This is a genomic window from Pseudoclavibacter helvolus (genome assembly GCF_049707175.1).
Taxonomy (GTDB): Bacteria; Actinomycetota; Actinomycetes; order Actinomycetales; family Microbacteriaceae; genus Pseudoclavibacter; species Pseudoclavibacter helvolus_A.
The window spans coordinates 14,507-40,031 of the sequence record NZ_JBNAFM010000026.1 but is presented as its reverse complement, the minus strand read 5'-3'; the positions used below and the strand labels follow the sequence as shown (position 1 = coordinate 40,031).

General features: G+C 69.1%; 23 protein-coding genes. 13 read left to right on the top strand and 10 right to left on the bottom strand.

The genetic code is table 11. From position 1 onward, the window contains the following. Positions 1 to 73 precede the first annotated feature (73 nt). Positions 74 to 742, bottom strand: coding sequence for a GntR family transcriptional regulator (locus ACPYN9_RS16190; RefSeq protein ID WP_424467740.1), 669 nt, complete (start codon positions 740 to 742; stop codon positions 74 to 76). After that, positions 739 to 1,800: a cation diffusion facilitator family transporter gene (locus tag ACPYN9_RS16185; RefSeq protein WP_424467738.1), complete on the bottom strand. Its 1,062-nt coding sequence runs from the start codon at positions 1,798 to 1,800 to the stop codon at positions 739 to 741. The genes ACPYN9_RS16190 and ACPYN9_RS16185 overlap by 4 nt, the downstream gene beginning before the upstream one ends. Positions 1,801 to 1,906: 106 nt before the next feature. Here ACPYN9_RS16185 and ACPYN9_RS16180 point away from each other — a divergent pair, with 106 nt between their 5' ends. Further along, entirely contained in the window at positions 1,907 to 2,305 is a 399-nt protein-coding gene (locus ACPYN9_RS16180) for a chorismate mutase (protein ID WP_424467736.1), read from the top strand. 2 nt (positions 2,306 to 2,307) lie between these two features. Here the strand turns inward: ACPYN9_RS16180 and ACPYN9_RS16175 are convergent, their stop codons facing one another. Continuing rightward, a complete protein-coding gene (locus ACPYN9_RS16175) occupies positions 2,308 to 3,504 on the bottom strand; it encodes a MalY/PatB family protein (RefSeq protein WP_424467734.1) in 1,197 nt (398 codons plus the stop codon). Positions 3,505 to 3,603: 99 nt separating this feature from the next. On the opposite strand from ACPYN9_RS16175, the gene ACPYN9_RS16170 reads away from it, so the two are divergent. Next, positions 3,604 to 4,905, top strand: coding sequence for an O-acetylhomoserine aminocarboxypropyltransferase/cysteine synthase family protein (locus ACPYN9_RS16170; RefSeq protein ID WP_424467732.1), 1,302 nt, complete (start codon positions 3,604 to 3,606; stop codon positions 4,903 to 4,905). A gap of 163 nt (positions 4,906 to 5,068) precedes the next feature. Here ACPYN9_RS16170 and ACPYN9_RS16165 read toward each other — a convergent pair whose 3' ends face one another. Continuing rightward, positions 5,069 to 5,605 (bottom strand): CGNR zinc finger domain-containing protein, encoded by a 537-nt coding sequence (locus tag ACPYN9_RS16165; protein ID WP_424467730.1) that lies wholly within the window; start codon positions 5,603 to 5,605, stop codon positions 5,069 to 5,071. A gap of 26 nt (positions 5,606 to 5,631) precedes the next feature. On the opposite strand from ACPYN9_RS16165, the gene ACPYN9_RS16160 reads away from it, so the two are divergent. Then, entirely contained in the window at positions 5,632 to 5,895 is a 264-nt protein-coding gene (locus tag ACPYN9_RS16160) for a hypothetical protein (protein ID WP_424467728.1), read from the top strand. An 84-nt stretch (positions 5,896 to 5,979) separates the two neighbouring features. After that, on the top strand, positions 5,980 to 6,441 hold the full coding sequence (locus tag ACPYN9_RS16155) for a hypothetical protein (protein ID WP_424467726.1): 462 nt from the start codon (positions 5,980 to 5,982) through the stop codon (positions 6,439 to 6,441). Between the two features lie 293 nt (positions 6,442 to 6,734). Here ACPYN9_RS16155 and ACPYN9_RS16150 read toward each other — a convergent pair whose 3' ends face one another. After that, a complete protein-coding gene (locus ACPYN9_RS16150; protein ID WP_424467724.1) occupies positions 6,735 to 7,199 on the bottom strand; it encodes a DIP1984 family protein in 465 nt (154 codons plus the stop codon). Positions 7,200 to 7,212: 13 nt separating this feature from the next. Further along, entirely contained in the window at positions 7,213 to 8,094 is an 882-nt protein-coding gene (locus ACPYN9_RS16145) for a hypothetical protein (RefSeq protein WP_424467722.1), read from the bottom strand. A 134-nt stretch (positions 8,095 to 8,228) separates the two neighbouring features. Between ACPYN9_RS16145 and ACPYN9_RS16140 the strand changes: the two genes are divergently transcribed. The 3 genes from ACPYN9_RS16140 to ACPYN9_RS16130 all read left to right on the top strand — a co-directional run bounded on the left by ACPYN9_RS16140 (position 8,229) and on the right by ACPYN9_RS16130 (position 12,148). Then, positions 8,229 to 9,302: an aminotransferase class V-fold PLP-dependent enzyme gene (locus ACPYN9_RS16140; RefSeq protein WP_424467720.1), complete on the top strand. Its 1,074-nt coding sequence runs from the start codon at positions 8,229 to 8,231 to the stop codon at positions 9,300 to 9,302. Between the two features lie 32 nt (positions 9,303 to 9,334). Further along, positions 9,335 to 11,008 carry a threonine/serine ThrE exporter family protein gene (locus tag ACPYN9_RS16135; RefSeq protein WP_424467718.1) on the top strand — a complete coding sequence of 558 codons (1,674 nt, stop codon included), beginning with the start codon at positions 9,335 to 9,337 and terminating at the stop codon, positions 11,006 to 11,008. Between the two features lie 99 nt (positions 11,009 to 11,107). Further along, positions 11,108 to 12,148: an NAD(P)-dependent alcohol dehydrogenase gene (locus ACPYN9_RS16130; protein WP_424467717.1), complete on the top strand. Its 1,041-nt coding sequence runs from the start codon at positions 11,108 to 11,110 to the stop codon at positions 12,146 to 12,148. Between the two features lie 146 nt (positions 12,149 to 12,294). On the opposite strand, the gene ACPYN9_RS16125 is transcribed toward ACPYN9_RS16130, so the two are convergent. Continuing rightward, a complete protein-coding gene (locus tag ACPYN9_RS16125) occupies positions 12,295 to 13,473 on the bottom strand; it encodes a Gfo/Idh/MocA family protein (RefSeq protein WP_424467715.1) in 1,179 nt (392 codons plus the stop codon). Positions 13,474 to 13,618: 145 nt separating this feature from the next. Here ACPYN9_RS16125 and ACPYN9_RS16120 point away from each other — a divergent pair, with 145 nt between their 5' ends. Further along, complete coding sequence (locus ACPYN9_RS16120; protein WP_424467713.1) at positions 13,619 to 16,222, top strand: excinuclease ABC subunit A; 2,604 nt, start codon at positions 13,619 to 13,621, stop codon at positions 16,220 to 16,222. A gap of 19 nt (positions 16,223 to 16,241) precedes the next feature. Here the strand turns inward: ACPYN9_RS16120 and ACPYN9_RS16115 are convergent, their stop codons facing one another. Continuing rightward, positions 16,242 to 16,511 carry a twin-arginine translocase TatA/TatE family subunit gene (locus ACPYN9_RS16115; protein WP_424467711.1) on the bottom strand — a complete coding sequence of 90 codons (270 nt, stop codon included), beginning with the start codon at positions 16,509 to 16,511 and terminating at the stop codon, positions 16,242 to 16,244. A gap of 53 nt (positions 16,512 to 16,564) precedes the next feature. Further along, complete coding sequence (locus ACPYN9_RS16110) at positions 16,565 to 17,566, bottom strand: intradiol ring-cleavage dioxygenase (protein WP_424467709.1); 1,002 nt, start codon at positions 17,564 to 17,566, stop codon at positions 16,565 to 16,567. 185 nt (positions 17,567 to 17,751) lie between these two features. Here ACPYN9_RS16110 and ACPYN9_RS16105 point away from each other — a divergent pair, with 185 nt between their 5' ends. Genes ACPYN9_RS16105 through ACPYN9_RS16095 form a run of 3 tightly spaced genes read left to right on the top strand, consistent with a single transcriptional unit; the run spans position 17,752 to position 22,436 of the window. Then, entirely contained in the window at positions 17,752 to 19,371 is a 1,620-nt protein-coding gene (locus ACPYN9_RS16105) for a phenylacetate--CoA ligase family protein (RefSeq protein WP_424467707.1), read from the top strand. Positions 19,372 to 19,374: 3 nt separating this feature from the next. After that, the gene (locus tag ACPYN9_RS16100; RefSeq protein ID WP_424467705.1) at positions 19,375 to 21,315 is read left to right on the top strand and encodes a hypothetical protein; all 1,941 of its coding nucleotides are present in this window, start codon (positions 19,375 to 19,377) and stop codon (positions 21,313 to 21,315) included. Beyond that, positions 21,312 to 22,436 carry a hypothetical protein gene (locus ACPYN9_RS16095; RefSeq protein ID WP_424467703.1) on the top strand — a complete coding sequence of 375 codons (1,125 nt, stop codon included), beginning with the start codon at positions 21,312 to 21,314 and terminating at the stop codon, positions 22,434 to 22,436. The genes ACPYN9_RS16100 and ACPYN9_RS16095 overlap by 4 nt, the downstream gene beginning before the upstream one ends. Positions 22,437 to 22,489: 53 nt before the next feature. Here ACPYN9_RS16095 and ACPYN9_RS16090 read toward each other — a convergent pair whose 3' ends face one another. After that, a complete protein-coding gene (locus tag ACPYN9_RS16090; protein ID WP_424467701.1) occupies positions 22,490 to 23,410 on the bottom strand; it encodes an alpha/beta hydrolase in 921 nt (306 codons plus the stop codon). Positions 23,411 to 23,446: 36 nt separating this feature from the next. Here ACPYN9_RS16090 and ACPYN9_RS16085 point away from each other — a divergent pair, with 36 nt between their 5' ends. Beyond that, positions 23,447 to 24,106, top strand: a complete 660-nt coding sequence (locus tag ACPYN9_RS16085) for a hypothetical protein (protein WP_424467699.1) — start codon at positions 23,447 to 23,449, stop codon at positions 24,104 to 24,106. Between the two features lie 68 nt (positions 24,107 to 24,174). Beyond that, entirely contained in the window at positions 24,175 to 25,224 is a 1,050-nt protein-coding gene (locus tag ACPYN9_RS16080; RefSeq protein ID WP_424467697.1) for an FUSC family protein, read from the top strand. The last annotated feature ends 301 nt before the right edge of the window (positions 25,225 to 25,525 follow it).

Here is a 25,525-nt window from a genome sequence, read left to right as displayed (position 1 = left end):
ACCACAGACCCCACACCGGGATCGGCGGCCAACGCCCCTCAGACCGTGTTCACAACCTCACGGGTCAATACACCTAGTGGTGCGACAGGTGCTGGTGCACGGCCGCGTGGATGCCTTCGATGTCTCCTCGCTCGGTCAGGCTGACGAGGGCTTCGTGGTGCGCGCTGAAGTCTCCGAGGGGCGGATGCACGCCGACGGAATGCGCCGAGCAGATGAGCGACTCGGTGGCGATTGTCGCGTAGGCGCGGGCCAGCCTGGAGTTGCCTGCGCTCTGCACGAAGCGGCTGTGGAACTCGTGATCGAGGCGGAGTGCCTTCGCGTCGTCGCCGTTGGCGATGGCGGCGTTGAGGTCGCTCACGACCGACGAGAGGGCGGATGCGATCGCCGCGCGCTCCTGGGCGGGCTTCGCGGCGATGACGGCCGCGGCGGCGCACTCGAGCACTTCGCGGGCGGCGAAGATCTCTGCCGCGTCCTCCTCGGTGAGCTCGCGAACGAAGACGCCGCGGTTGCGTCGGCTTTCGAGCAGCCCCTCCTGCACGAGGCGCTGCAGGGCCTCGCGGACTGGTCCCCGTGAGACCTGGAACTCGCCGGCGATGCGGGCTTCGTTGAGCTGCGCACCGGGCGCGAACGTGCCCTCGACGACCCGGTCGCGCAGGTGGCCGGCGAGGATCGCCGACGTCGGCTGGCTCTGGATGCCTGGGACGGGAGTGATGGTGAGGTCTGCCATGTCTGATGTGCTCATGAATGCAACTGCCCCGAGTGCGCCTCGTGGCCGACGTGGGCGGCGGGCTCGACCTGGAACGTGCTGTGGCTCGTCTCGAAGTGCCCCTTGAGGCACGCGTCGAGCTCGCACAGCACGGCGTCGAGTCCGCGTTCGTCCAGGGCCTCCGGGGCGACGACGACATGGGCAGAGAACATGGGTACGCCCGAGGTGATGGTCCAGGCGTGCACGTCATGCACATCCACGACCCCGGGAACCGACCGCAGGTGCTCGCGGGTGGCGTCGAGGTCGACGTTCTTCGGCGTCGCCTCCATGAGCACGTCGACGACCTCGCGCAACAGGCTGATCGCCCTCGGGAAGATGAGGAGGGCGATCAGGATGGACGCGATCTGGTCGGCGACCATCCATCCCGTCACCCAGATCACGACGGCAGCGATGATGACGGCCACGGAGCCGAGGAGGTCGCCGAGGACCTCGAGGTAGGCTCCCCGCACGTTCAGGCTTTCCTTCTGCCCGGAGCGCAGGACGAGCAGTGAGATGAGGTTCGCGAGCGCGCCGATGACGGCGGCGGCGAGCATGATGCCTGATTCGATCTCGACTTCCTGCCCGAAGCGGCGGATCGCCTCGATGAAGATCGTCACGGCGATGACGCCCAGGATGAGCCCGTTGATCAGGGCGGCGAGCACCTCGGCGCGCTGGAAGCCGAAGGTTCGCTTCGACGAGGCGGGCAGGGTCGCGACGTAGCTCGCGAGCAGGGCGACCGTGACGCCGGCGGCGTCGGTGAGCATGTGGCCCGCGTCGGCGAGGAGCGAGAGCGAGTTGGATGCGATGGCGCCGACCACCTGCACGAGGAACACGCTCGCCGTGATCGCGAGCACGATGACGAGCTTCTTGCGGTGCTTCCCCGTTGCCGTGGCGTGATCTCCGAGGCCGTGGCTGTGGCCGTGCCCCTCGGCTTCCGAGGGGGTGCGGTCGACGCACGGATGCGCGGGGCTGAAGGCCTCGCCGCCTTCGTGGTCGTGGCCAGCGGCGTGGTCGCCGTGGTGGTGGGCGCCTTCTCGCTCTCGGGGGGTTGGCATGCGCCCAGCGTAGCCCCGTCGTAGATTGTTGACAATCTGCAGTTTTGCTCCGCGAACTGCGACTACGTGTTTCTCGCGAGCGCAACCCCGGCGCTAGGCTCCTGGCATGTCTTCATCGAGCGAAGCCCCCGCACTCCAGAACGAGGACGTCGATGGCGTCGCGAGCACCGCATCCGCTCGCGAAGCGGACGTCACGAGCCCGCCCCAGGCCGCAGACGAGGCCGTGATGCGCCGTCTCACCTCGATCCGCGGCAGCATCGACAACATCGACGCCGCGCTCGTGCACATGCTCGCCGAGCGCTTCAAGTTCACTACGCTCGTCGGTGAGCTCAAGGCGGAGCACGGCCTCCCGCCGGCCGACCCGGAGCGGGAGCGCCGCCAGATCCGTCGCCTCCGCGAGCTCGCGGAAGAGGCGCACCTCGACCCGGAATTCGCCGAGACCTTCATCAACTTCGTCATTGCCGAGGTGATTCGCCACCACGAGCGCATCGCCGAGCAGGGTTAGCCTCAGCGCACCTCGCGGGCGGCGAGCGCATCCGCCATGCGCTGCACGATCTCGGAGAGCACAGGCTTCGGCGTCGCGAACACGATGCGCACGTAGTGCTCGAAGTCGGCCCCGCACGATGCCCCCGCCGTCAGCGTGACGCCGGCGTGCTCGAGGAAAAACGCGGCAGGCGAGCCCTCGAGGCCGAGCTCCGAGACATCGAGCCACGCCACATACGTCGACTCTGGGACGATCGCGCGCACCCCCGGCAGGTGCTCGGCGACGAGCGAGAACAGCAGGTCGCGATTCTCGACGAGGGCGCCGTTGACCTCGTCGAGCCACTCGTCGCTGTCGCTGTAGGCGGCCTCGGCGGCGAACGCGCCGAGGATCGAGGAGCCCCAGACGACCCCGAAGCCGAACCCCCGGTAGCGTTCCAGGTCGTCGTCGTTGGTGAAGATGATCTGCGCCGACTTGAGTCCGGCGACGTTCCACGCCTTCGAGGCCGCCGTCGAGGTCACCGAGTGGCGGGCCGCCGCGTCGGAAATCGAAGCGTAGGGGATGTGCCCCGGCCCGTCGAGCGTGAGCGGAGCCCAGATCTCGTCGGCGAAGACGCGACCGCCGCCGCGCTCGACGATGTCGGCCAGGCGTAGCAGCTCGTCGCGGCTGTAGATCGAGCCGGTCGGGTTGTGCGGGTTGACGAGCACCACGTTCGCGGGCCCGCCTGCGAACGCGCGCTCGATGCCGTCGAAGTCGAGCGTCCAGCGGCCGTGCTCGACGACACCAGGCACCTCGATGGTCTCGCGCCCCTGCAGGGCTTCGGTCACAAGGAACGGCATGTACGCGGGCGTCGGCACGATGATGGGCGTGCCAGGCTCGGTGAAGTGCCGCACGAACACGTCGAAGGCGCCCATGACGTCGGCGATGTGGTGGATGCGCTCGGGCTCGACCGTCCACCCGTAGCGTCGCTCGAAGAACGCGGATGCGGCGGCCGTGGTCCGCGCCCAGGTGGGTGGCGCGAGGTAGCCCAGCTCGTCCTTCGCGACGGCGCCGAGGATCGCGTCCCGCACGTTGGAGGCGGTGCCGAAGTCCATCTCGGCGACCCACGCGCCGATGGTGCCCTCGTTGAGGCTCCACTTGCGGCTGTCAGGGCGGTCCAGCTCCTCGCGGCTGACCTCGTCGAAGCGTCCGGTGGTCTCGTACTTGCGTGTGGGCGACGGCATGGGGGAAGCGTAGCCACGTCAACGCCCGCGGTCCTCCGCGTATTTCCAAAGATTTCGCTGAGGCTCCACAAGGTGACGCGAGTTCCGTACGTTGACCCTGTGGCCATTGAAGAGCGAAACGAACAGACCTTTGCGACCCGGCAGATCCACGCCGGTGCGGTCGTCGACAGCGACGTCGGCGCGCGCGTGACCCCGATCTACCAGAGCGCGGGGTACGTTTTCCCCTCCTACGACGAGGCCGAGGCCCGGTTCTCCGGTGAGAGCGTCGGCCGCGCGTACTCTCGCGGCGACAACCCGACGAACGTGGTCGCGGGCAAGCGCATCGCGAACCTCGAGGGCGGCCGGAACGGCCTCGTCGTCTCGAGCGGGCAGGCGGCCATAGCCATGACGCTCTTCTCGCTCGCCGCATCCGGTGACCACATCCTCTCGACGGCCAGCCTCTACGGCGGCACGCGCCAGCTGTTCGACGGCAGCCTCACCCGCCAAGGGTTGAACTTCGAGTTCCTCGACGCGGACGCGACCGAGGAGGAATGGCTCGCGCGCGTGCGACCCGAGACTCGGGCCGTGTACACGGAGTCGGTGCCGAACCCGAAGAACGACGTCGTCGATCTCGAACTCCTCGGGCGGGTCGCGAAGCGGGCAGGCGTGCCGCTCATCGTCGACAACACCGTCGCAACCCCCTACCTCTGTCGCCCCATCGAATGGGGCGCCGACATCGTCATCCACTCAACCTCCAAGTGGCTCTCGGGCCACGGCTCGGTCATCGGAGGTGTCATCGTCGACGCCGGCAAGTTCGACTGGGCCGCCAACGCCGACCGCTTCCCGCACTTCACGAAGGGGTCGTTCGAAGGCGCTCCGTCGTTCATCGAGCGCTACGGCGCCGACACGTTCATGAGCTACGTGAAGTCGGTGACCGTGCTCGACTACGGCCCGACCGTGCCGCCGACGAGCACCTTCCTGCTGCTCCACGGCATCGAAACCCTGTCGCTGCGCATGGAACGCCACGTCGCGAACGCCCAGCGCGTCGCCGAATGGCTCGAGTCGCGGCCAGAGGTCGCCTCCGTCGACTACGCCGGGCTGCCCTCGAACGCCTACTACGAACTCGGGCAGAAGTACCTGCCGGACGGCGCGGGCTCGGTTGTCTCGTTCGACCTGCCAGGCGGGCCGGATGCGGCGCGCAAATTCGTGGAAGCTCTGCAGTTGGTCAGCCACATGACCCACATCGGCGACGTCCGCACGCTGGCGCTGCACATGGAGTCGACGATCTTCAAGCGGTCGTCGCAGGAGCAGCGCGACGAGGCCGGCGTGACGCCGGGGCTCATCCGCCTGTCGATCGGCATCGAGGGCATCGACGACATCCTCGCCGACCTCGAACGCGGGCTCGAGGCGACGAACGCGTAATTCAGGTTCGGCGCACTCTGATGGGTTCTGCTGCGGAGTGTGATGGGTTTCGCTGACTGGTGATGGGTCCTTTCCCATCACCAGTCAGCGAAACCCATCACGTGTGCGCGAGGGCATCCCCGGCGCATGCCCTCGTGGCGGAGGGATGCTCAGCGGTGGATGCTCACCCCGCGGCGCGGGCGCGGTGCCGGCGAACGGCGGCCCGGTTCGCGCACCTCACCGAGCAGTAGCGCTGGCGCCCGTTGCGGGTGGTGTCGACGACGATGTTCCTGCAGTCGTCGCCGGGGTCAACGCCGGCGGCGCACCGGCTCAGGCGATGCATGCCCCTCGTCGTGAGGTGAAGTGCCGTCCCAACCGTGATCACGGCCAGCAGAATTTGCGGCAGTGACATGTTCCAGTCGCGGTAGTGCAGGTGCCAGCCCTCATTGTCGTGGTTCGTGAGGCGCGGGTATGCGGTCGCGGATGCCATGAGGGTGTTCAGGACCTCGGCGCGGTCTTCGTCGGTCGGAGCGTCGACGACCCTGAGCCAGTCGTCGATCACGGCGCGAGTGCGCGAGTGGTCTGCTTCCTCTGGTGGGAACGGCATCGTCATGCCGAACTCGCGGGTCCGCGCGAGCAGCGCGGGGCGGTCCTCAGGCCAGTCGTTTGCCAGGGACGCGGCCAGCTCGACCGCGTATTCACCGTAAGGGTTGAGATGCATAAGACTATTACACCAGGCTCGAGTGCATGAAGAAACTCACCCCCGCAGACGACTCCGCCACCCGCCCCATCGAGCTTCCGCGTACCAACGCAGCAACCTCGCCAGACGCGCCGCCGCATCGAGAGCATGGCTGGGTGACCGCATCCCGCCACTCGACCTCGCTCGGCGTCGTTGTCTACAGCGTGTGCGCGAGCTGCGGGGCGCACCGCGCGGAGCTACACGAGCCGCAGAAGCTGTTCCCCGAGCCCATCTCGCGCCCATCGACACGAAACCCGTACGCATGCCCGTAACTCCGGCGCATCCGCCTGTCGGATGATGAACTTCAGTACTTCGGATGACGCGATCGACCCGGTCCAACGCGTAGTCTCGACGTCGTGCACCCCCGTCGTATTGTGAGCTTCGCAGCCCTCGGTGTGCTCGCCGCGCTCTCGCTGTCGGCCTGCGCCGCCCCGGAACCCGTGCGCCTGCTCGATCACCTCGAGGTCAACGAGCTCTCGGCGACCATGAACATCGACGAGCTGCTGCCCGACGACGCATCCGGGTTCGTGCTCGGCTGCCCGTACAGCGACGTCGACGCCCTCGCCGCGGAGACCGGCATCGAACGCGACCGCTTCCGCATCGGCGAACGCGATCTCCCTGGCCTCATGACCGACGGGCCGGTCGCGCTGCTGCCGATCGTCGACGGCAAGGTCCGTCCCGGCGAGAGCTACGACACGCGCGACGTGTCGATGTTCGGCACGCACAACACTCCGGTCATCGAACGTGGCTCGACGCTGACCTTCGCGCAGGACGGCTACGGGCAGTGGTTCGCGGTCTCCGTGCAGCCAACCGCCTAGAACCGCCGAGCACCCGCCCGAGGTGCGGCGGCGCAGCGGCGCGGCGGCGCGACGATGTGCATGCGGTGAGGTCCCCGATCCCGCCCTCGGCGCCCGGCCAGCACATGGTGATGAGGTGTCCTGCGTGCGCGGTTCCCGGTGAGGGATGCTGGGCTGAGGTGTGACGGCCGAAGCCGTGACGCTGCCCACCGCGTCGACAGGTGGACTGGAAAACCGCCAGCCCTCGGTGTGTGCTCGCGCCGTGCGCCTACCGACTCACCGCGTGATTCGTGTCGCAGCTCGCTCGTCCGAAATCAAGCCTCCAGGAGCTCAACCTCCCAGTTCGTGCGCTGAATAACCACATCGAGTTCGCGCAGCGCCTGCGCGACCCCGTCGGCCTTGGCTCGCACGTCGCGCACGGGCAACGCCGACATCTGCCGCAGTTCGCTGCGCATCTGCCGCTGCCCCCACGACCCGGCCGCCGCATCCGCTGCCCGAACCAGGATGCTGTGCTGACTGCGCAGCGTCTCGCGCGCCGCGAGGAGGGCCGTGATCGAGCGCCCGTCCTCCGTGGCAGCGGTCGCGTTGGTGATGTTGATGGAGGTCACGAGGCGCTCCAGCTGCAGGAGCCGGGTCGCGCACTCGTCGAGGAGCTCAGCCGCGTCCTCTGTGGGCTGCTCGCCCTCCTGGTAGGAGGCGTTCGCGACGATGCGAGCCTGCAACGACTCGACGCGCTTCTGCAGGTCAGCGCGCTCGAGCAGCGCTTCGGCGAGTTTCATGCGACCAACGATCTCACGCGGAGGCTGGCTCGATGTACAGCGGCTGCGCCTTCGTCGACTCCTCAGTGATGGAGACCGTCACCGTGCCCGTGACGCTGGCCGGAATGTCGAATCGCTCGGCCAAGTCGACGGAGCCGGGGCCGCAGCTCGGATAGCTGCCATCGACGGCGGCGGCTCGGTAGTTGACGGAGATCTCCGAGGGGTTGAGCACGATCAGCTCGCTGGGTAGGGAATTGCATGGCTCCAGCGCGTCGAACCGGGCGATCGTGAAGGTGCTGCTGTCGCTCGCGACGAGCTTGGGGTGTCGGGGGATGGTCTTGTCGCCAGTCATGAGCGCAGACTCCTCGGCTGTTGCAGGCCTGGCAGGAACGTCGGCGAGCGCGGTGCTGCTCGAAGCCGAGCCACCGACCGTCGAACCCAGATTCGGGGCATCGAAGGTCAACGGCTGCGAGGCCGAGTGCGTGCTCGTGATTCGCACTTCGAGCCCGACTGGATCCACACCGGGCGGCACCTGGAACTCGTCGACGCGGGGCGTATCTGACAACAAGCACGACGCGAAGGGATAGAGATCCTCGTAGGTGATGAGGATTGTGGTCGAGTCGAGCAGCATCAGGCGCGTGGGCGATTCGCCGCAGGAACCGCTTATGGATTCGGAGCGCACGAGTCGGAAACTCTGCCCGTCCTCGTTCAACACCGCCGCAATCCTCCGAAGGAGGCCGTCCTGAAGAAGCAGGCCGAGGTCGTCCGCTGTCGCTGGCTCAGCGACCGCGAGCTCGAACTCCTCGAGATAGGCGCCGGGGCTCACGGTCGCCGCCGCAGCCGGGCTCTCACTTGGTGCGCCCGCCGGCGCGCATCCGGGCAGCACCGTCGCGCACAGGAGAACGGCTGAAGCCACGGCCACTCGGTGGCGAGATCGCGACGCCTGGAGGCTGGTCATGCGATCAAACTATTGCGCCGTGCGCCAAGACGCCAGTGCACAGGTTGAGCACAAAGCCGGGCGAGTCCGCCAGAGGTCGCTAGCCTGGCCGCATGTCCTGGATCCACGCCGCCGCCTTCTCGCCGGAGCCCCTGTACCTCAACACCGCATCGATGGGCCTGCCACCGAAAGCGACGACGGATGCGCTCACCCGCGAGCTCGCCGGCTGGAGCGCGGGGCGGCGGCAGGCGAGCGACTACGACGGCACCGTTGGCCGTTCGCGCGCCCTGTACGCGCAGCTCGTGCGTGTCCCAACGGAGTGGGTGGCGATCGGCAACCAGGTCTCGCCCCTCGTGGGGCTCATCGCCGCGTCGGTGCCCGACGGCGCGGAGGTGCTGTTCGCCGAGCACGACTTCACGAGCGTCAGCTTCCCGTTCGCGGCGCACGCCGACCGGGGCCTTCGCCTGCGCGAGGTGCCGGTGCATCGCATCGCCGACGAGATCGGGCCAGACACCGCCTGGGTTGTCGTCTCGGCGTTGCAGTCCAGCACCGGCGCGGTCGCGGACCTCGAGGCCATCGAAGCCGCGGCCAGGCGGCACGGCACGCGGACGCTCATCGACCTGACGCAGGCGGCGGGGTGGATGCAGGTGGATGCGAGCCGCTTCGACGCGACCGTGTGCGCCGCCTACAAGTGGCTCCTTTGCCCGCGTGGCACGGCGTTCCTGACGCTCACCCCTGAGCTGCACACGAGCATCCGCCCCCTCGCCGCGAACTGGTACGCGGGGGAGGACCCGTGGGCGAGCATCTACGGGCTGCCGCTGCGGCTCGCGGCGGATGCGCGTCGCTTCGACGTCTCGCCCGCCTGGCACGCGTGGGTGGGCACGGAGGCGTCGCTCGAGTTCCTGCTCGGCATCGGCGCGCGAGATCTGGAGGCGCACGCGCTCGCGGTGAGCGGCGCTTTCGCGGCCGCCGCCGGGCTCCCGGATGCGCGCTCCGCGATCCTCGCGCTCGCCCCGGCGGACGGGGCCGCCCAGCAGATCAGAGACACGCTGGCGCGCTTCGACGTGATGGCCGCGAACCGCGCCGGTAACTTGCGGCTCTCCTTCCACGTGCACAACACCGCCGAGGACGTCGAGCCGCTCGGCGCGGCCCTGCGAGGCCTCGTGCACATCGTCTCGGGGCGCTGACGCGCACCCCAACGCGGAATTAGACTCCGGCCGTGCGCGGTAAGAACTTCTTCGACAACCTGGCCAGGAAGGTCGGCGGCAAAGCCCCGTCGTCAACCGTGGGGCGCCGCGCGCAGCGTGCCCTCATGGCCGAGCGGAGCATCCGCGAAGTCCTCGAGTTGGCCGTCAGGCTCGGCGAGACGATGCTCGCCCTCGGCGCCTCCGCCACCGACGTGACCGACGCCATCCGCCGCACCACGAAGGCTTTCGGTGTCGACTGCCAGATCGACCTCACGTTCACGTCCATCCTTGTCGTGCACGACGGCGCTAATGACGGCGCGGGCATCAGCCTCCTGCGCGTCGTCAACAGCAGGCTGCCAGACTACGACCGCCTCACCCGCGTCATGGAGCTGTCGCGCGAGATCGCCGCAGACCCGAACGACATCGATGTCGCCGAGACCATCGACGACCCCGCGAAGCTCGAAGAGGCGCTGAACCAGCTCGAGTCGTTCCACCAGCGCCTCGACGAAATCCTCGTCGCCCCGCAGCGCTTCCGCCGCTCGATGGTGACCCTGTGGCTGGCCCTCATGGCCGGCGGCGTCGGCTTCCTCCTCGGCGGCGGCCCGCTCGTCTGCCTCCTCTCCGCCGCGACGACCGTCGTCGTCGACCTCGTCCTCCAAGCCCTCGGCCGATGGGGGCTGCCCGCGTTCTTCCTCCAGATCGCCGGCGCCGCCATCGCGACCGGCGTCGCCGTCGGGCTCCTCGCCGCGCTCCCCGTGCTGCCCGTCGAATTCGCCGCGCTGCCCCCGGCGCTCGTCGTCGCATCCGGCCTCGTCGTGTTGCTCGCCGGAATGTCGTTCGTGGGCGCGGCCGACGACGCCATCAACGGCTTCCCGATCACCGCCATGGGCAGGCTGCTCGAGGTGGTGCTGCTCACGCTCGGCCTCATCGTCGGCATCGCGATCGTGCTCGACGTCGCCCGCGGGCTCGGCATCGACCTGCGCCTCGTCGAGCGATCCGTGCAGCCGTGGCCCTCCGCCGTCCAGGTCTTCGGCGCCGCCGTCGCGGCCGCCGCCTGGGCGCTCGCCTCCTACGCGACCATCCGCACCGCATTCGTCGTCATGATCTTCGGCGGCATCGCCTACCTCGTCTACGACGTCCTGGCGACGGCCGGCACCGAGCCCCTCGTCGCCACGGCCGTCCCCGCCCTCATCGTCGGGCTCCTCGCCGAGTCCCTCTCGCGCAAGCTGCACATCCCCGCCACCATCACCGCCGTCTGCGGCACCGTGCCCCTCCTACCCGGCCTCGCCATCTACCAGGGCATGCTCGACATCACGTCCAGCGACTCCTCCGACGACGGCGTGCTCCGGCTCGTGCAGGCCGGATCGATCGGCATCGGCATCGCAGGCGGCGTCACCCTGGGCCGGTTCCTCGCCAGGCAGTTCCGACGTAGCCGCCGTCGCCGCCAGGGCACGATCCCCGAGCCGATGGTCATGTCGAAGCGCCAGTTCCGCGGCACCGCCAGCGCCGGCCCCGAGACGCGCGCGCTCTACATGATCCCCGACGAGGTCGCCGTGGGCCTCGAGACCGGCATGCTCCGCATCGTGTCCGTCGACGAGGTCGTGGATGCGGCTGCCGGTTCCGCAGGGCCGGCAGGGAAGCCGGCGCCGCCGACGAACCCCAACGTCGCCCTCAAACGCGGCGACCTGAACGCATCCGGAGAGTGAATGTCGGCGGCGAGGCATAGAGTCTCCTCCGTCCCACTCGCCCCGAGAACCCGGCGCGGGCGGGGCCACGCACTCCACGAACACCCCGAAGGAGCACCTATGACGACCGCAAAGGCCTACGCGGCCCCCTCAGCCACCGAACCGCTCGAGCCCACCACCATCGAGCGCCGCGCCGTCGGCCCGAACGACGTGCTCATCGACATCGCCTACTCGGGCATCTGCCACTCCGACATCCACACCGTGCGCGGCGAATGGGGCCGCGTGCCCTACCCGCTCGCCCCCGGCCACGAGATCGTCGGCACCGTCGCCGAGGTGGGCGGCGATGTCACGAAGCACAAGGTCGGCGACCGCGTCGGCGTCGGCTGCATGGTCAACTCGTGCCGCGAGTGCGACAACTGCAAGGCAGGCTCCGAGCAGTACTGCACCAACGGCAACGTCATGACGTACGGCGGCAAGGACCGCGACGGCAGCATCACGCAGGGCGGCTACGCGACGAACGTCGTCGTCGACGCCGACTTCGTGCTCAGCGTGCCCGAGAGCATCCCCTACGAGAAGGCCGCGCCGCTGCTCTGCGCCGGCGTCACCACCTACTCGCCGCTCGCCCACTGGCAGGCCGGCCCAGGTAAGAAGGTCGCCGTCGTCGGCATGGGCGGGCTCGGCCACATGGCCGTGAAGATCGCCGTCGCCATGAGCGCAGAGGTCACCGTGCTCTCGCAGACCCTCAGCAAGCAGGAAGACGGCCTGCGCTTCGGCGCGAAGCACTACTGCGCAACGAGCGACGAGGCCACCTTCACAGAGCTGCGCAACACGTTCGACCTCATCATCAACACGGTCAGCGCGAACCTCGAGATCGACCAGTACCTCAACCTGCTGACGCTCGACGGCACCATGGTCTACGTGGGTGCGCCCGCCGAGCCCATCCCGGTACGCGCGTTCACGCTGTTCAACAACCGCCGCTCCTTCGCCGGATCAACGATCGGCAGCATCCGCGAGACGCAGGAGATGCTCGACTTCTGCGCCGAGCACAACATCGCTCCGGAGATCGAGCTCATCGAGGCGGCCCAGATCAACGACGCCTACGAGCGGGTCCTTAAGTCCGACGTCCGCTACCGCTTCGTGATCGACGCCGCGACGTTCTAACCCGCGGCTGTCCCGGGCTGTTCGCTGTCCAGCCGCGCGTCGTCTCGGGATGGGTTCCTCATCTGTGGATGGGTTGCAACCCATCCCGAGGTGAGGAACCCATCCCGAGACCCGGGCCGAGGTGGCGGATGGAGCGCGGAGCCGGGCTACGCGCGGGCGGGCACGTCGTGCCAGCGGCCGTCCTCGATGGAGGCTTCGGCTGCTTCGACGATCTGCGCCGCGACGAGGCCGTCGGCGACCGAGGGGGCGACCTGGATGCCCGTGGCGACGCTCTCGAGGAAGCGAGCTGCCTCGATGGTCTTGAGGTCGTCGAAGCCCATGCCGGTGCCGCCGCCCGGCTGGAAGCGGTGGAACTCGCCGTGGCCGGGGGACATGTAGACGGTCGTGTAGCCGTAGGGGGTGGACGAGTCGAGGCAGACCTCGAGTTCGTTGAGTCGCTGGAAGTCCCAGCGCATCGAGCCCTTGGTGCCATACACCTCGAGGGCGTACTCGGCGCGAGGGCCGCGCATGATGCGGCTCGAGTCCATGATGCCGATGGCGCCGTTGTCGAAGCGCATGAGGAGGGCCGCGTAGTCCTCGTTCTCGACGGGCTTGAGCTCGCCGGTTCCTGGAGCCGAGCGGTCGACGATGCCGGTGCCAGGCGCGGGGCGTTCCGTGATGAACGTCTCCGCCGTCGCCGAGACGCTGCCGATGCGGCCTACGACGTGCTGCGCGAGGTCGAGGCCGTGCGAGAGCAGGTCGCCGAGCACGCCAGAGCCGGCGCGTTCGCGCTCGAACCGCCAGGTGAGCGGGGCGAGGGCGTCGGACGAGTAGTCGGCGAGCAAGGCGCCGCGCACGTTGGTGACGCGGCCGATCGCGCCCTCCTCGATGAGCTGCTTCATGTACGCGATCGCCGGTGCGTTGCGGTAGTTGAAGCCGACGGCCGTCACGATGCCGGCAGCATCCACGGCGGATGCGATGCGTCGTGAGTCTGAGGCGTAGCGTCCCATGGGCTTCTCGATCCAGAACGGCTTGCCAGCCTCAGCCGCCGCGATCGCCATCTCGGCGTGCAGGAAGTTGGGTGAGCAGATCGAGACGACGTCGACCTCGGGGTCGGCGAGCACCTCGTGGTAGTCGGCGACGGTGCGCTCGTAGCCGAGGCGCTCTTCGGCCTGGGCGCGGGCTTCTGGCACGGGGTCGGCGGCGACGACGAGGCGGGTCTTGATGCCGAGCTCGGGGAAGTGGTCGGGCACGGCGCGGTAGGCGCGCGAGTGAAGCCGGCCCATCCAGCCGACGCTGATGAGGCCGACGCCGATGGTGCGTGGGGTGGCGGTCTGGTCGGTCATGGGAACTCCTTTGTCCAGGTCGACGCTGTCATATGTTCGGACAACGAGACATTTCTACTCGCTTTTGGGTCGTCGTAGCTTTGCGTAACCTTGCGTTACCTGAGGCACCCAGCTTCGGCGTTCCAGCAGGGGTCATGCTGGTCTGATGGGCTTCGCCGAGGGACACACCACCGTTGGATACGCGCCGACCGAAGCGCCAGCCAGGGTGATCGTCCGGGGCGCTCGTGAGCACAACCTCCGTGACGTCGACGTCGATATCCCGCGGGATGCGCTGGTCGCCTTCACCGGGGTGTCTGGGTCGGGCAAAAGCTCGCTCGCGTTCGGCACGCTGTACGCCGAGGCGCAGCGACGCTACTTCGAGTCGGTCGCGCCGTACGCCCGCCGCCTCATGAACCAGGTGTCGCCACCCGACGTGGACGCCGTCGAGGGGCTTCCTCCCGCGGTCGCGCTCCCGCAGCAGCGAGGCGGTGGCAGCGCGCGTTCGACGGTCGGCAGCACCTCGACGCTCGCGAACGTCGTCCGCATGCTCTATTCGCGGGTCGGTGACTATCCGGCGGGTGCGCCGATGCTGCTCGCCGAGGACTTCTCGGCGAACACCGTGCAGGGTGCGTGCCCGAACTGCCACGGACTCGGCAGGGTTTACGAGGTGCCGGTGTCGCGCATGATCCCGGACGAGTCGCTCACGATTCGTGACGGAGCGATCGCCGCCTGGCCGACCGCGTGGCATGGCAAACAGTTGCGTGACAGCCTCGTCTCGCTGGGGTACGACATCGATATTCCCTGGCGTGACGTGCCCGCGGACCAGCGGAGCTGGCTGCTGCACACCACCGAGAAGCCGCAGGTACCGGTCTTCACGGGCAAGACGCCGGCGCAGGTGCGCGCGGCCGTCGCGGCGGGCGACGAACCGTCCTACATGAGCACGTTCGTCGGCGTGAAGCGCTACGTGCTCGACACCTTCGCGAACTCGAAGAGCGAGCGGATGCGCGAGAAGGCCGCCGCGTTCCTGGAAAGCGTGGTGTGCCCGGCGTGCCGCGGCACGAGGCTGAAGCCGGATGCGCTGGCAGTGACGTTCGAGGGGCTCGACATCACCCAGCTCGCCGCGATGCCACTGCGCGAGCTGGCCGCGCTGATGGATCAGGTGCTCCAGCCAGGATGGGCGCCTGCACACGTCACGGGGCGGCTCGCGCCCGAGCAGGTGCTCGCGGCGCGACGCCTGGCGGGTGAGCTGTGCGCACGGCTGGCACCGCTCGTCGACCTCGGGTTGGGGTACCTCTCCCTCGATCGGCAAACCGGCACGCTCTCCGGCGGGGAGCTCCAGCGTCTGCGGCTCGCGAACCAGCTGCTGTCTGGCCTCTTTGGGGTCGTGTTTGTGCTCGATGAGCCGTCAGCGGGCCTGCATCCCGCCGACACCGAGGCACTCCTCGGCATCCTGCGAGGACTGCGCGACCGCGGCAACACCGTCTTCTATGTGGAGCATTCGCTCGACGTCATCCGCGAAGCCGACTGGATCGTCGACATCGGCCCCGGCGCGGGGTCGTCCGGTGGAGGCATCGTCTACTCGGGCGAGCTCGAAGGGCTGCGGGATGCGCCCGAGTCGGTCACGCGCCGCTACCTGTTCGACTGCCCGGACTCGCCGAGGCCAGTGGCCCGCGCACCGCGAGCGCGCGAGCAGCACGTCGCCCTTGAGGGCGTGACGCGCAACAACCTCCGAGACCTCTCGGTGCAGTTCCCGCTGGGCTGCCTCACCGCGGTCACCGGCGTCTCCGGCTCCGGCAAGACGACCCTCGTGAACCAGGCGCTGCCTGACCTCCTGCGGGCGAGCCTCGCGAGCGAGCTGGGCGGTGCCGACGACGCGCCCGCCGAGCCCGGCGCATCCGCTGGCGACCCGATGCTCGACGTGACGGTCGAGACGACCCGGGGGAGTGCGGCCGGCCCCGCCGAGCGTCTGAAGCGCATCGTGCAGGTCAGCCAGGCACCCATCGGGCGCACGTCGCGCTCGAACGTCGCCACCTACACGGGGCTGTTCGACCGCATCCGCTCGCTCTTCGCGGCCACCGATGAGGCGAAACGGCGCCGCTACAGCGCTAGCCGCTTCTCGTTCAACGTCGCGAGCGGCCGCTGCCCGACCTGCCGGGGCGAGGGCACCATGGAGGTGGAGCTGCTCTTCCTCCCCACCGTGCAGGCGCCGTGTTCCACCTGCGGCGGGAAGCGCTATAACGCGGAGACGCTTGAGATCGAGGTCGAGGGGTTGTCGATCGCCGACGTGCTGGAGCTGAGCGTGACCGCGGCCAAGGAGAAGTTCGCCGGGCGCCCCGACATCGTGCAGCACCTCGATGCCCTCATCGACGTCGGGCTCGGCTACGTGTCGCTCGGCCAGCCGGCGCCCGAGCTCTCCGGCGGGGAAGCGCAGCGGGTGAAGCTCGCAGCCGAGCTCCGGCGCGCGCAGCAGGGCGACACGCTCTACCTGCTCGACGAGCCGACGTCGGGCCTGCATCCCGCCGACTCCGACCGCTTGCTCGCGCACCTGCACGACCTTGTCGACCGCGGCAACACCGTGATCCTGGTCGAGCACGACCTTCGTGTCGTCGCCGGCGCCGACTGGGTCCTCGACCTGGGGCCCGGCGCCGGCGACGAGGGCGGCTCGATCGTCGCGCAGGGCACCCCGCAGGAGATCGCCGCGGCCCCGGGGAGCGCGACCGCGCCGTACCTGAAGCTCGCCGTCGACCGGCTCGCGGCGTCCGCCGTGTGAGCGGCGCGGGCCGGCTGCACTAGGTGCGCTCGGCGGGCTCGGCGGGCTCGGTGGTGTGGGCGGATGCGGTGGGTTGCCCGGATGCGGTGAGCCTGCCGGGTGCGCCCGACGGTTCGCCGACAGGGTCCGCGGGGTTCGGGTCCACGTCGAGGTCACGCACCTCCGTCCTGAGGATGCGCATCGACTGGCCCACGCTCTTCGCGAGCGCGGGCAGCTTCGACGCGCCGAAGATGAGCAGGATGATGGCGAGCACGGCGAGGCCGTGCCAGCCGGTGAGGTTCGCGAGCATGGCGGTCTCCTTGTGGATGCGGGGATGCGGGCGTCGGTGTCGGTGAACGCGGCTCAGTTGCCCGGCCCGCCGGGGCCGCCCGGGCCGCCTGCGCCTCCTGCGCCGCCGCCCGAGGGGGCGGCGCCCGCGGTCGGGGCCGTGGTGGTGTCGACCCGCACGGTGAGCGCGACGTTGTAGCCGCTCGTCGCGTCACCCGTGACGGTCGCGAGCTGCAGGGCTCCGCCGTCGTCGCCGAAGACGTTGTCGGAGTCGAGGCTGACCTGCGCCATGTTGGAGGCAGAGCCCTCGTACCCTGACAGGGCGTAGACGGCGTTCGAGGCGTATTCGGGTAGTGCGACCTGCGAGGTCGAGATGGCGTTGGTCGACTCGGTGATGTCGTCGATGGTCGGGTACACCTCGAAGTGGATGTGTGGCCAGCGCCCCGTGTAGCAGGCGGGGAAGATCGAGGTGAAGGTGACGCTGCCCTGTGCGTCCGCGACCTGCACGCCCCGCAGGTAGGTCTCGTTCTCGATGCCTTCCGAGTACATGGAGTAGCCGCCCGTGGCGTCGCAGTGCCAGACGTAGACGGCGACGTTCTCGAACGGCCTGTCGCCGTTTGCCATGTCGAGGACCGTGAGAGTGAGGGTCATAGGAACGCCGGCCGCGGTGGTGCCGCTGCCGATGCTCGAGCGGATGTCGCTGCGCACGACGCCCGACTGCTCAAGCACATCCGCCCCGTTCGACCCATCGCCCGGGTAGGGGCCTGCGGTCTCGTCGGGGATCTCGCTCGCGGGCAGGGCGGCGGCGGTCGCAGCAGCGCTCGCGGAGGGGCTGGCGGTGGTGGATGCGGTCGCCGCCGCGGTGCTGGATGCGCCCGACCCCATCGGAGTACAGGCGGCGAGCGCCACCGTTCCGACACCCACACCAAAAATGCTGAGGAGTCCACGCCGCGACATGAGCGTGCCGAGGTCGAAGGCGACGCCCTGGTCGACGACCTCCTCGTCGGCCCGGTCGAGGAGCCTGCCCTCGTAGGCGGGGCCTTCCGGCGTGAGGTCGGGTTCGGGGATCTTGATCATGGTGACTCTCCTGCTTTTGTCGTCTGTCTTGCACCGTGGAACGGGAGTCAGCCTGATCTGACAGCCAAGCAGAGCGCTATGGCGTTCCTATGGCTGAGCTATGGCGGGCATCCCAAGCTGAATGTCCGTGGCTCGTGCTTAGCTATGCGCACACTTCGGCGATGGCGAGAGGGTGGGGCAGCGACGTGACTCAGCAGATCGGTGTTCGGGGGCCGCAATCGGGCCGCGCGGCTGGGCCCGGGCCTGCAGGCCTGCGGCGCGCATCCAAACTTCGCCAGTCGCTCCTGCGGCTCGGGTCGGGGGCGCTCACGAAGACCTACGACTTGTACCACCTGCATCCGGCCATCTGGCGCTGGACCGCCCGCCACTACGTGCCGGCCATGGGCGACTTCGCGAAGTTCAACGCGTGGATGATCTGCCAGCGCGCGAACCTCGACGTGCCTGCCTACCAGCGGTGGCTGCACGAGAACAACTTCACGTTCCGCTGGTGGCAGCTGTCGAGCTACCCGGAGACAAGCAAGGACGACTACGTCAAGCGCTATACGGAAGACGAGCGCTGCTGGGGCGGCGAGATCGACACCGTCGGCACTGTGGTCGACGAGTCGAGCGGCTCGAGCGGTTCGCCATTCAACTGGATCCGCGGGCGGCGCGAGTTGGCGACCATCCACAACAACGTCGCCGGGTACATCACGCTGCTGTTCGGCACGAAGAGACTGTTCGGCATCAACGCGTTCTCGATGGGCGCGTGGGCGACCGGCACTAATACGGGGCACGCGCTCTCAAAAATCTCGATGGTCAAAAACACGGGGCCCGACATCGACAAGATCGTCGACACCATCCGCCACTTCGGGCCCAAGTACCAGTACCTCGTGAGCGCCTACCCGCCGTTCCTCAAGCACCTACGCGACCGGCTCGACGGCGAGGAATGGTTCGACTGGTCGAAGCACCGCCTCAACGGGTTCGTGGGCGGCGAGGCGATGACCGAAGGACTGCGCGACTACCTCGAAGAACGGTTCGGCCGCGTCTACTCCGGGTACGGCGCGTCCGACCTCACCATCGGTATGGCCGGGGAGTCGGATGCGTGCGTGTGGCTGCGCCGAGCGATGTTCGCCGACGAGCGGCTGCGGCGTGCGCTGCTCGGCGACGACGAGTCGCGCATCCCCATGGTCTTCCAGTACAACCCGCTCGAGACGTACCTCGAGACGAACGCGAACAACGAGCTCGTCGTGACCCTCAACTCGTCGGCCGTGCTCAGCCCGAAGCTTCGCTACAACATCGGCGACGAGGCGAAGATCCTCTCGTTCCCCGAGGTGCGCGAGAAGATCGCCGAGCTCGACCCGGCGCTGTCGCGTGCATTCCACCGGGCGTTCGCCGTGCAGCGCATGAAGCTGCCGTTCCTGCTTCTCTTCGGCAGGAAGGACTCGACTATCTCCTACATGGGCGCGAACCTGTACCCGATCGACATCGAGAACGGGCTCTACCGCGACAACCCGCACGCCAGCGACATCGAGTCGTTCAAGCTCGGACTGCTCGAGCTCGCCGGGCACGAGCAGCGGCCCATCGTGCACCTGCAACTGAGGGAGGGGGCCACCCTTTCTGAGCAGGAGCTCGCGAACCTCAGCGAGACCACCAGGGCCGGCATCGTCGCCCACCTCGCCTCCGTCTCACGCGACTTCGCGCAATCGCTCGACGAAGATCCGTCGACCGGCGACCTGCGCATCGAGGTGCATCCGTTCGGCACGGGGCCGTTCACGGGAGGCAACGCGAAGATCAAGAACGTCTACGTCGTCAAGAACGCCGAGTAGACCGTGTTCACCACCGACTTCTCGAAGGCACCCATCCAGGGCCGGGCGCAGGCGCTGGTCATCGTCGAAGGGCGCGGCGTCGACCGCGGTGGCGTCATCTGGAGCCAGCGCTTCCGAGACCGCAAGGTGGCGGGCGAGCTGCTGCTGTTCGAGAGCGTCGACCGTGCGCGTGAGGTCGCGGCGGGCCACGCCGGGCGCACGAAGCTGCTGCTCGCCGAGGCACGCGGCTACTCCAACGGCATCTGGCGTGCCGATGCCGACCCGCCGCCCGGCCAGATGGCGCACAACCCGCACTTCGCGCCGGTCGCCAAAGAGCGAGCCGAGGGGCGCACACCCCCGCTCGTCGCCGAGCCCACGCGCAAGCCGAAGAAGCTCACGACGCCCATCCCGCCGCCGGCCCACACCATCTTCGACACTGCATCGATGTTCGTCGGTGCAACGAGGTACACGACCCCGCTCGCCTGGGCGGTCACGAGCCGAATCTGGGGGCAGATGACCGGCAAGATGCGTCGCATGCCCGACTACTGCTGGCATGGCATCTACTGGGAAGCGCCTTGGACCCTCGGCACGCTGGCGAACTTCACCACGCGCGACGCGTTGCTGCGGTTCGCCCGGATGCCCGAGCATCGGCACCTCATGCAGTGGATTGTCAAAGACACCAAGAACGCCAACGCCGGGTTCATTCGCCTGTTCGCGAGCGAGGAGGAGCTGGCGAGCGTCGAAGGTAGCGAGGTGTCCCAGGCGGATGCGCGCGGTACTGAAGCGGATGCGCATCCGCACGAGATCCAGGTGCGTCGCGTCAGCTCGGAGCTCGAGTTCCTGGAGTTCGTGGAGCTGCCGGGGAGGGTCTCCGATCCGAGCCGCGAGGTGCCAGTGCTCGAGGCGACGCTCCGCTCGTGGTGGGCAGACAAACACGCGCACGAGTCGCCGGTCGAGCTGCTGCTCGCGTACCGCGGAGGTGAGCCGGTCGCGAGGCTCGTCACGCACACGAGCTCCGCGCTCGACGCGAAACTCGGCTCCCGCCTCCAGCTGTTCGGGGCCGTCGCGGCCTCCGATGCGGAAGCGCTTGCCGCGATCCTCGGCGCCGTCGACGCGCGAGCCGCGGAAGCCGGCCGCGCGGAGCTCCTCGGCCCGGTCACGCTGCTCCCGAATCAGGTCGGCGGGGTGATCACGAGCGGCTTCGGTGAGCGGGGCTTCGTGGAAGCCGCGTGGAACCCGGACTGGGTTCCCGATGCCTACGAACGTCTCGGCTTCACGACCTGGAACGAATCGGCGACCTGGATCGCGCGCCTCGAGCAGGGGCGCCTCGGGCAGATCGAAAGTGACGCGTTCAGCGCACCAACTAAGGCCGAACTCGAGGCCGCCGGCATCACCATCCAGCGGGCGTCGCGCCTCCGCTTCCCGCGCGACGTCGCCCGTCAGCGGGAGCTGGTCAACGCCGCGTTTGCTGAGCTGCCGTACTACACGCAGATCTCGCCCGCCCAGATGCGCGAGGCCACAAGCGGACTCATCGCGATCATCGACCCAAGCATCTGGGTGTTTGCGCTCGACGCGAAGACCCGTACGCCGCTCGGCTTCCTGCTTTGCGTGCCCGACGTGACCCGCATCGTGCAGCGTTCGTCGGGCCGCATCGGGCCGAGGCAGCTGCTCGAGATCTGGCGACAGCGCAAAGAACCGAGGGAGGCCGTGCTCACGATTCAGGGGACTGTCCCTGAGGCCCGAGGGCGTGGCATCAGCACGCTCCTCGGTCGTACGGTCGGGGAGGCCCTCATCGAGGGTGGCTACACGGCGCTGCGGTCGACGTACATCGGCCGCGACAACCCGGCGTCGGCCCGCCAGCTGGGCCGGATGGGCGGGCACGAGCTGCACGAGACCGTCTTCTACCGCCGGGCGGTGGGCGCGGGCGCCACTGGGAACACGACACACGAGGGGGAGCAGCGATGACGAGTATCCACACGCTGAACCAGATCATCGCCGACGCGGCGTCGGCGCCTTCCGCCCACAACACGCAGCCGTGGTCGCCGCGGATGATCGGTGAGGGGGAAGCGGTCGAGCTGCGAGTGTCGCGGAAACGCACGCTCCCGGCCTCCGACCCGACGGGGCGAGACACGCTGCTCGGGCTCGGTGCCTGGCTCGAGGCCTTCAGCGTGAGCGCGGCCGCGCACGGGGTCGACTTCGACGTCGAGCTGCTGCCCGCAATCGCCGACCCAGAGGCGATCGTGCACGCGAGGAGCGACGAGCCGGTGCTGCGCATCCAGGTGTTCGGCCTCGCGAAGCCTGCGGACGCGCAGGCGAACGCCGTCGGCGTCGACGCCAACCCGAACTCCGAGCGGCGGATGCTCGCGGCCCGCAAGACGGTGCGGGGCGCACTCGAACCCGCTCGCGGACTGGTGCTTGAGCTGGCCGAGACCCTGCCTGAGTGGCTCCGGCTCGTGCCCGTCGACGCCGACGACCTGCGCCATTTCTCCTCCCTCGGCACCGCCGACACCCTGCGCGAGCCGGCCGTTGCTCGCGAGCTGGCGCAATGGCTGCGGCTGCACCCCGCGCATCCGCGCTATAACGTCGACGGCCTCAACAACAAGGTGCTCGGCGTTCCCGCCGTCGTGTCGCGGCTGGCCTCCGCGTTCACGCGGAAGCGGCGCCTACGCGAGGCGGCCGTGCGCGTCGTGTCGCCGGCCGGCGACCTGTGGCGGCGACTACTTCTCGAGGTGCCGGTCTCTGCGGCGGGCGAGGACGCGCCCGCGGCGGCCACCGCGTTTGTGCTGGTCGCCGACACCAAGCTGCTCGACCTCGGCTCGGGCGCCGAAGCCACCCGCGTGCTCGACGCCCCGCTCGGGCTCCCGCCAGAGCGCGTGCTCGAGGCCGGCCGCGCACTCCTGCGCCTGTGGCTGCGCGCCGCCCAGCGAGAAGCCGCCTTCGCGCCCGCCTCGGAGGTCATAGACTCGTCGCTCGCGCAGGGCGAGCTGCGGTACCGGCTCGGCCTCTCTCGCCGCGACGTGCCACTCTTCGTCACGCGAGTCGGCGTGCCGAAAGACCCGAACCCGCCGAGGGCGCCGCGGCGGTGAGGCAGCAGGCCGACGCAGGTGGCCGTTGCGGTCGGGAGTAACGACCCGCGCGCTCAGCCCAGCCGCCGCATCCACTCGCTGATCGCGTCGATGCCTCGCGCAAACGCCGGGTCGCGGGGGCGGTTGAGGAACGCGTGCGAGCTGCCGGGCAGCACCCGGTACTCGGCGGCGACGCCCGCATCCGCCAGTTCCCGCGCGAAGCGTGAGCCGGATGCGCGCATCGCCTCGCGGTCCGCATCCACCACCAGCGACGGCGGAAAGCCGGTCAGGTCGTGGCCGCCCGGGAACGCGTCCGGCAACTCGAGCACCCGCTCGTCGCCCGCGTAATTCAGATTCATCTGGCCGATCAGCCACGGCGTATGCACGTAACGGCGGCTCCCGCGAAGGCGGCTCAGCAGCTCCGGCGAGCGCGGCGGCAGCTGCGCATGGAAGGTCCCATACGTCAGAAAGAGCCCGCGGATCGGAGAGCTCCCGGCGCGCTCCAGGCGGTACGCGGCGCCCGCCGCGAGACACGCGCCCGCGCTCGCACCACCAAGCACCAACCCCTCCGGCGAACGCGCACCAACGGCCTCCACCACCGCGAGCACGTCATCGAGCGGCACCGGATAGCGCACCTCGGGACGGTCCTTCCGTCGCGACCGACCAGACTGGCGCCTTCCATCCGCGCCGACCGCGGCAGGTGCATCCGCCGCCTCCGCCTTCCCTCGCCCGCCGAGCGTCACGAGCCGATAGCCGACCGTCGTCACCTCGAAGCCCGCGCGCGCAAGCGCCATTGCGACCTCGTGCGTCTCCGGCTGGTCGAGCCCACCCGAGTAGAAGCCGCCGCCGTGCAACCAGACCACCGGCGGCCGTCTGCGGCGCGCGGCGGCGCCAGCCAGCGCGTACTGCCGCGCCGAGACCGGCCCATGCGGGCCCGCGACCTCGAAGCTCGTCGCCTCCACGCCGTGAGCGACCGGGGAAGAGCGTCTGCGCATTCGCCCACACTACGGGCCGCGCCATAGGCTCTGTGGATGCACGAGCTCAGACTCTCCCCAGAAGCGCAGCGCCGTGCCGTCGCCCTCAACGCACGACAGGCGTGGATCAGCATCGGCATGCAGATCCCCATCATGCTGGCGCTCGTCGTCATCTTCTCGATCCAGAACGTGTGGCTCGCCCTCGGCTACGGCATCCTCGTCTCTGTGCTCGTCATCGGCGGCATACCCTTCTCGATCTGGCTCGCCAAGAAGGCGATGCGCGAGACCTACATCCGCTTCGGCGACGGGTGGATCGAACACCACTGGATGTTCCGCACGCGCCGATTCGCGGCGACCGAGGCCACCAGCGTCGTCACCGTCAACCACATGTCGTTCGGCGGGTTCGCGGGCGCACCGACGCACCACCTCATCGTCACCGGACACGACCGCCGCCTCCTGCTGCTCGTCGGGCAGATGTGGACGCAGCAACAGCTCACCGCCATCATGCAGGACCTCGCGAGCCGCGGCGTGCCCTGGTTCGCCGTGCCAGAACCGGTCACACCCGCCCAGTTGCGCGAACGCGACCCCCGCCTCGTGCCCTGGTGGCAGGCGCATCCCATCGCCCTCGGACTCATCATCGCCGGCGCCCTGCTCGTCTTCATCACCCTCGCGGTGATCATCGTCGCGTTCGCCGTCTTCGCCGCGACCACCCGCTGACCTGCCCTTCGCACACCCGCTGGGGGACGCCTGGGCGTCGCCCCCGTCCGGCGTCCTACTCTGAAGTCGTGCGCTCCCTCACCCGTCTCACCGGCCTCGACCGGATCCAGGCGACCAAGCGCGTGCCCGCACTGCAAGTCGCGAAGACCGCCATCGCCGCAGTCGGGGCCTGGCTGCTCGCTGGCTGGCTCATCCCGGGTCCTCTCCCCGTGTTCGCCGCCGTCGCCGCGCTGCTCGTCGTGCAGCCAAGCGTCAACCAGTCGTTCGCCAAAGCACTCGAACGAAGCGCCGGCGTCGTCATCGGCGTCGCCGTCGCCAGCGGAATCTCCCTCATCCTCGGGCCTCAATCGTGGGTGATTCTCCTCGCGATCGTCGTCGCCATGATCGTCGCCTGGCTGCTGCGCATGACCTCAACCACCAGCAACCAGGTCGCCATCAGCGCCATGCTCGTGCTCGCGCTCGGCGCATCCAGCCCCGAATACGCGCTCGACCGCATCCTCGAAACCCTCATCGGCGCCGCCTTCGGCCTCCTCATCAATGCCGTCATCCTGCCGCCCGTGCTCGTCGCGCCAGCACAACGCGACGTCGCCATGCTCGGGAACGAAATCGCCGCATCCCTCGAACGCCTCGCCGACGCCCTCGAACAACCGCAGACCCCAGCGAGCCTCACCGAACTGCTCCTCAAAGCCCGCCTCCTGCGGCCCATGGCCGGCGCCGCCGAAAACTCCATCGCCGACGGCCTCGAGTCGCTCGCCTTCAACCCGCGCAAATCCAGGCACCACGAGGAACTCGTCGAATGCCGGGAACTGCTCGACCGATTCCGCCCCATCGTGACGCAGCTCACCGGCATGACCCGCGCCGTCGCCGAACACTGGGAGCCGACCCTCGCCGAGGAACCGCAGGCCATCGCCATCGCCGAGCAGCTGCGACGGGCCGCGCACGACACGCGCATCCTCATCCCCAGCGAACCAGGGGAGCCGCAGGCGTTCATCCTCGAACCCCCGGCCCTCACCGCACCCCTCGTCGTCTCCGCCCCGAAGGGCGGTAGCTGGGTGCTCATCGGCTCGCTCATCGAAGACCTCCGCCGCATCCACGAAGGGCTCACCGCAGACGCGTGAGGTTGCGCGCACGGCTCGAGCCCCGATTGTCGCGCTTGGGCTAGCTTGGCCCGGCTTGACCAGTAGCAGTGCAGAAACGGCCTCAAATGTGCGAAAACTGCCTCCAGAGCCCGTTATTGCACTGCTACTTGTCACGCGACGCGGGGCCCGCCCGCTGTCCGACTCACGGGAGGATCAGCCCGCGATGCGCCGTTCCGCCCCTCGGGCACGTCTCTCGTCACGCAAGTTGGTCAGGAGCCGCGCGCGGCTTGTTCAGTAGCAGTGCAGAAACGGCCTCAGCTGTGCTGAAAACTGCCTCCAG

Bases quoted from the DNA above. Each gene is read 5' to 3' on its own strand.
- ACPYN9_RS16120 (WP_424467713.1), top strand. From the start codon at position 13,619: ATGGGCTTCGCCGAGGGACACACCACCGTTGGATACGCGCCGACCGAA.
- ACPYN9_RS16165 (WP_424467730.1), bottom strand. From the start codon at position 5,605: ATGCATCTCAACCCTTACGGTGAATACGCGGTCGAGCTGGCCGCGTCC.
- ACPYN9_RS16095 (WP_424467703.1), top strand. From the start codon at position 21,312: ATGACGAGTATCCACACGCTGAACCAGATCATCGCCGACGCGGCGTCG.
- ACPYN9_RS16140 (WP_424467720.1), top strand. From the start codon at position 8,229: ATGTCCTGGATCCACGCCGCCGCCTTCTCGCCGGAGCCCCTGTACCTC.
- ACPYN9_RS16160 (WP_424467728.1), top strand. From the start codon at position 5,632: ATGAAGAAACTCACCCCCGCAGACGACTCCGCCACCCGCCCCATCGAG.
- ACPYN9_RS16115 (WP_424467711.1), bottom strand. From the start codon at position 16,511: ATGCTCGCGAACCTCACCGGCTGGCACGGCCTCGCCGTGCTCGCCATC.
- ACPYN9_RS16150 (WP_424467724.1), bottom strand. From the start codon at position 7,199: ATGAAACTCGCCGAAGCGCTGCTCGAGCGCGCTGACCTGCAGAAGCGC.
- ACPYN9_RS16175 (WP_424467734.1), bottom strand. From the start codon at position 3,504: ATGCCGTCGCCCACACGCAAGTACGAGACCACCGGACGCTTCGACGAG.
- ACPYN9_RS16190 (WP_424467740.1), bottom strand. From the start codon at position 742: ATGAGCACATCAGACATGGCAGACCTCACCATCACTCCCGTCCCAGGC.
- ACPYN9_RS16110 (WP_424467709.1), bottom strand. From the start codon at position 17,566: ATGATCAAGATCCCCGAACCCGACCTCACGCCGGAAGGCCCCGCCTAC.
- ACPYN9_RS16130 (WP_424467717.1), top strand. From the start codon at position 11,108: ATGACGACCGCAAAGGCCTACGCGGCCCCCTCAGCCACCGAACCGCTC.
- ACPYN9_RS16125 (WP_424467715.1), bottom strand. From the start codon at position 13,473: ATGACCGACCAGACCGCCACCCCACGCACCATCGGCGTCGGCCTCATC.
- ACPYN9_RS16085 (WP_424467699.1), top strand. From the start codon at position 23,447: ATGCACGAGCTCAGACTCTCCCCAGAAGCGCAGCGCCGTGCCGTCGCC.
- ACPYN9_RS16180 (WP_424467736.1), top strand. From the start codon at position 1,907: ATGTCTTCATCGAGCGAAGCCCCCGCACTCCAGAACGAGGACGTCGAT.
- ACPYN9_RS16185 (WP_424467738.1), bottom strand. From the start codon at position 1,800: ATGCCAACCCCCCGAGAGCGAGAAGGCGCCCACCACCACGGCGACCAC.
- ACPYN9_RS16090 (WP_424467701.1), bottom strand. From the start codon at position 23,410: ATGCGCAGACGCTCTTCCCCGGTCGCTCACGGCGTGGAGGCGACGAGC.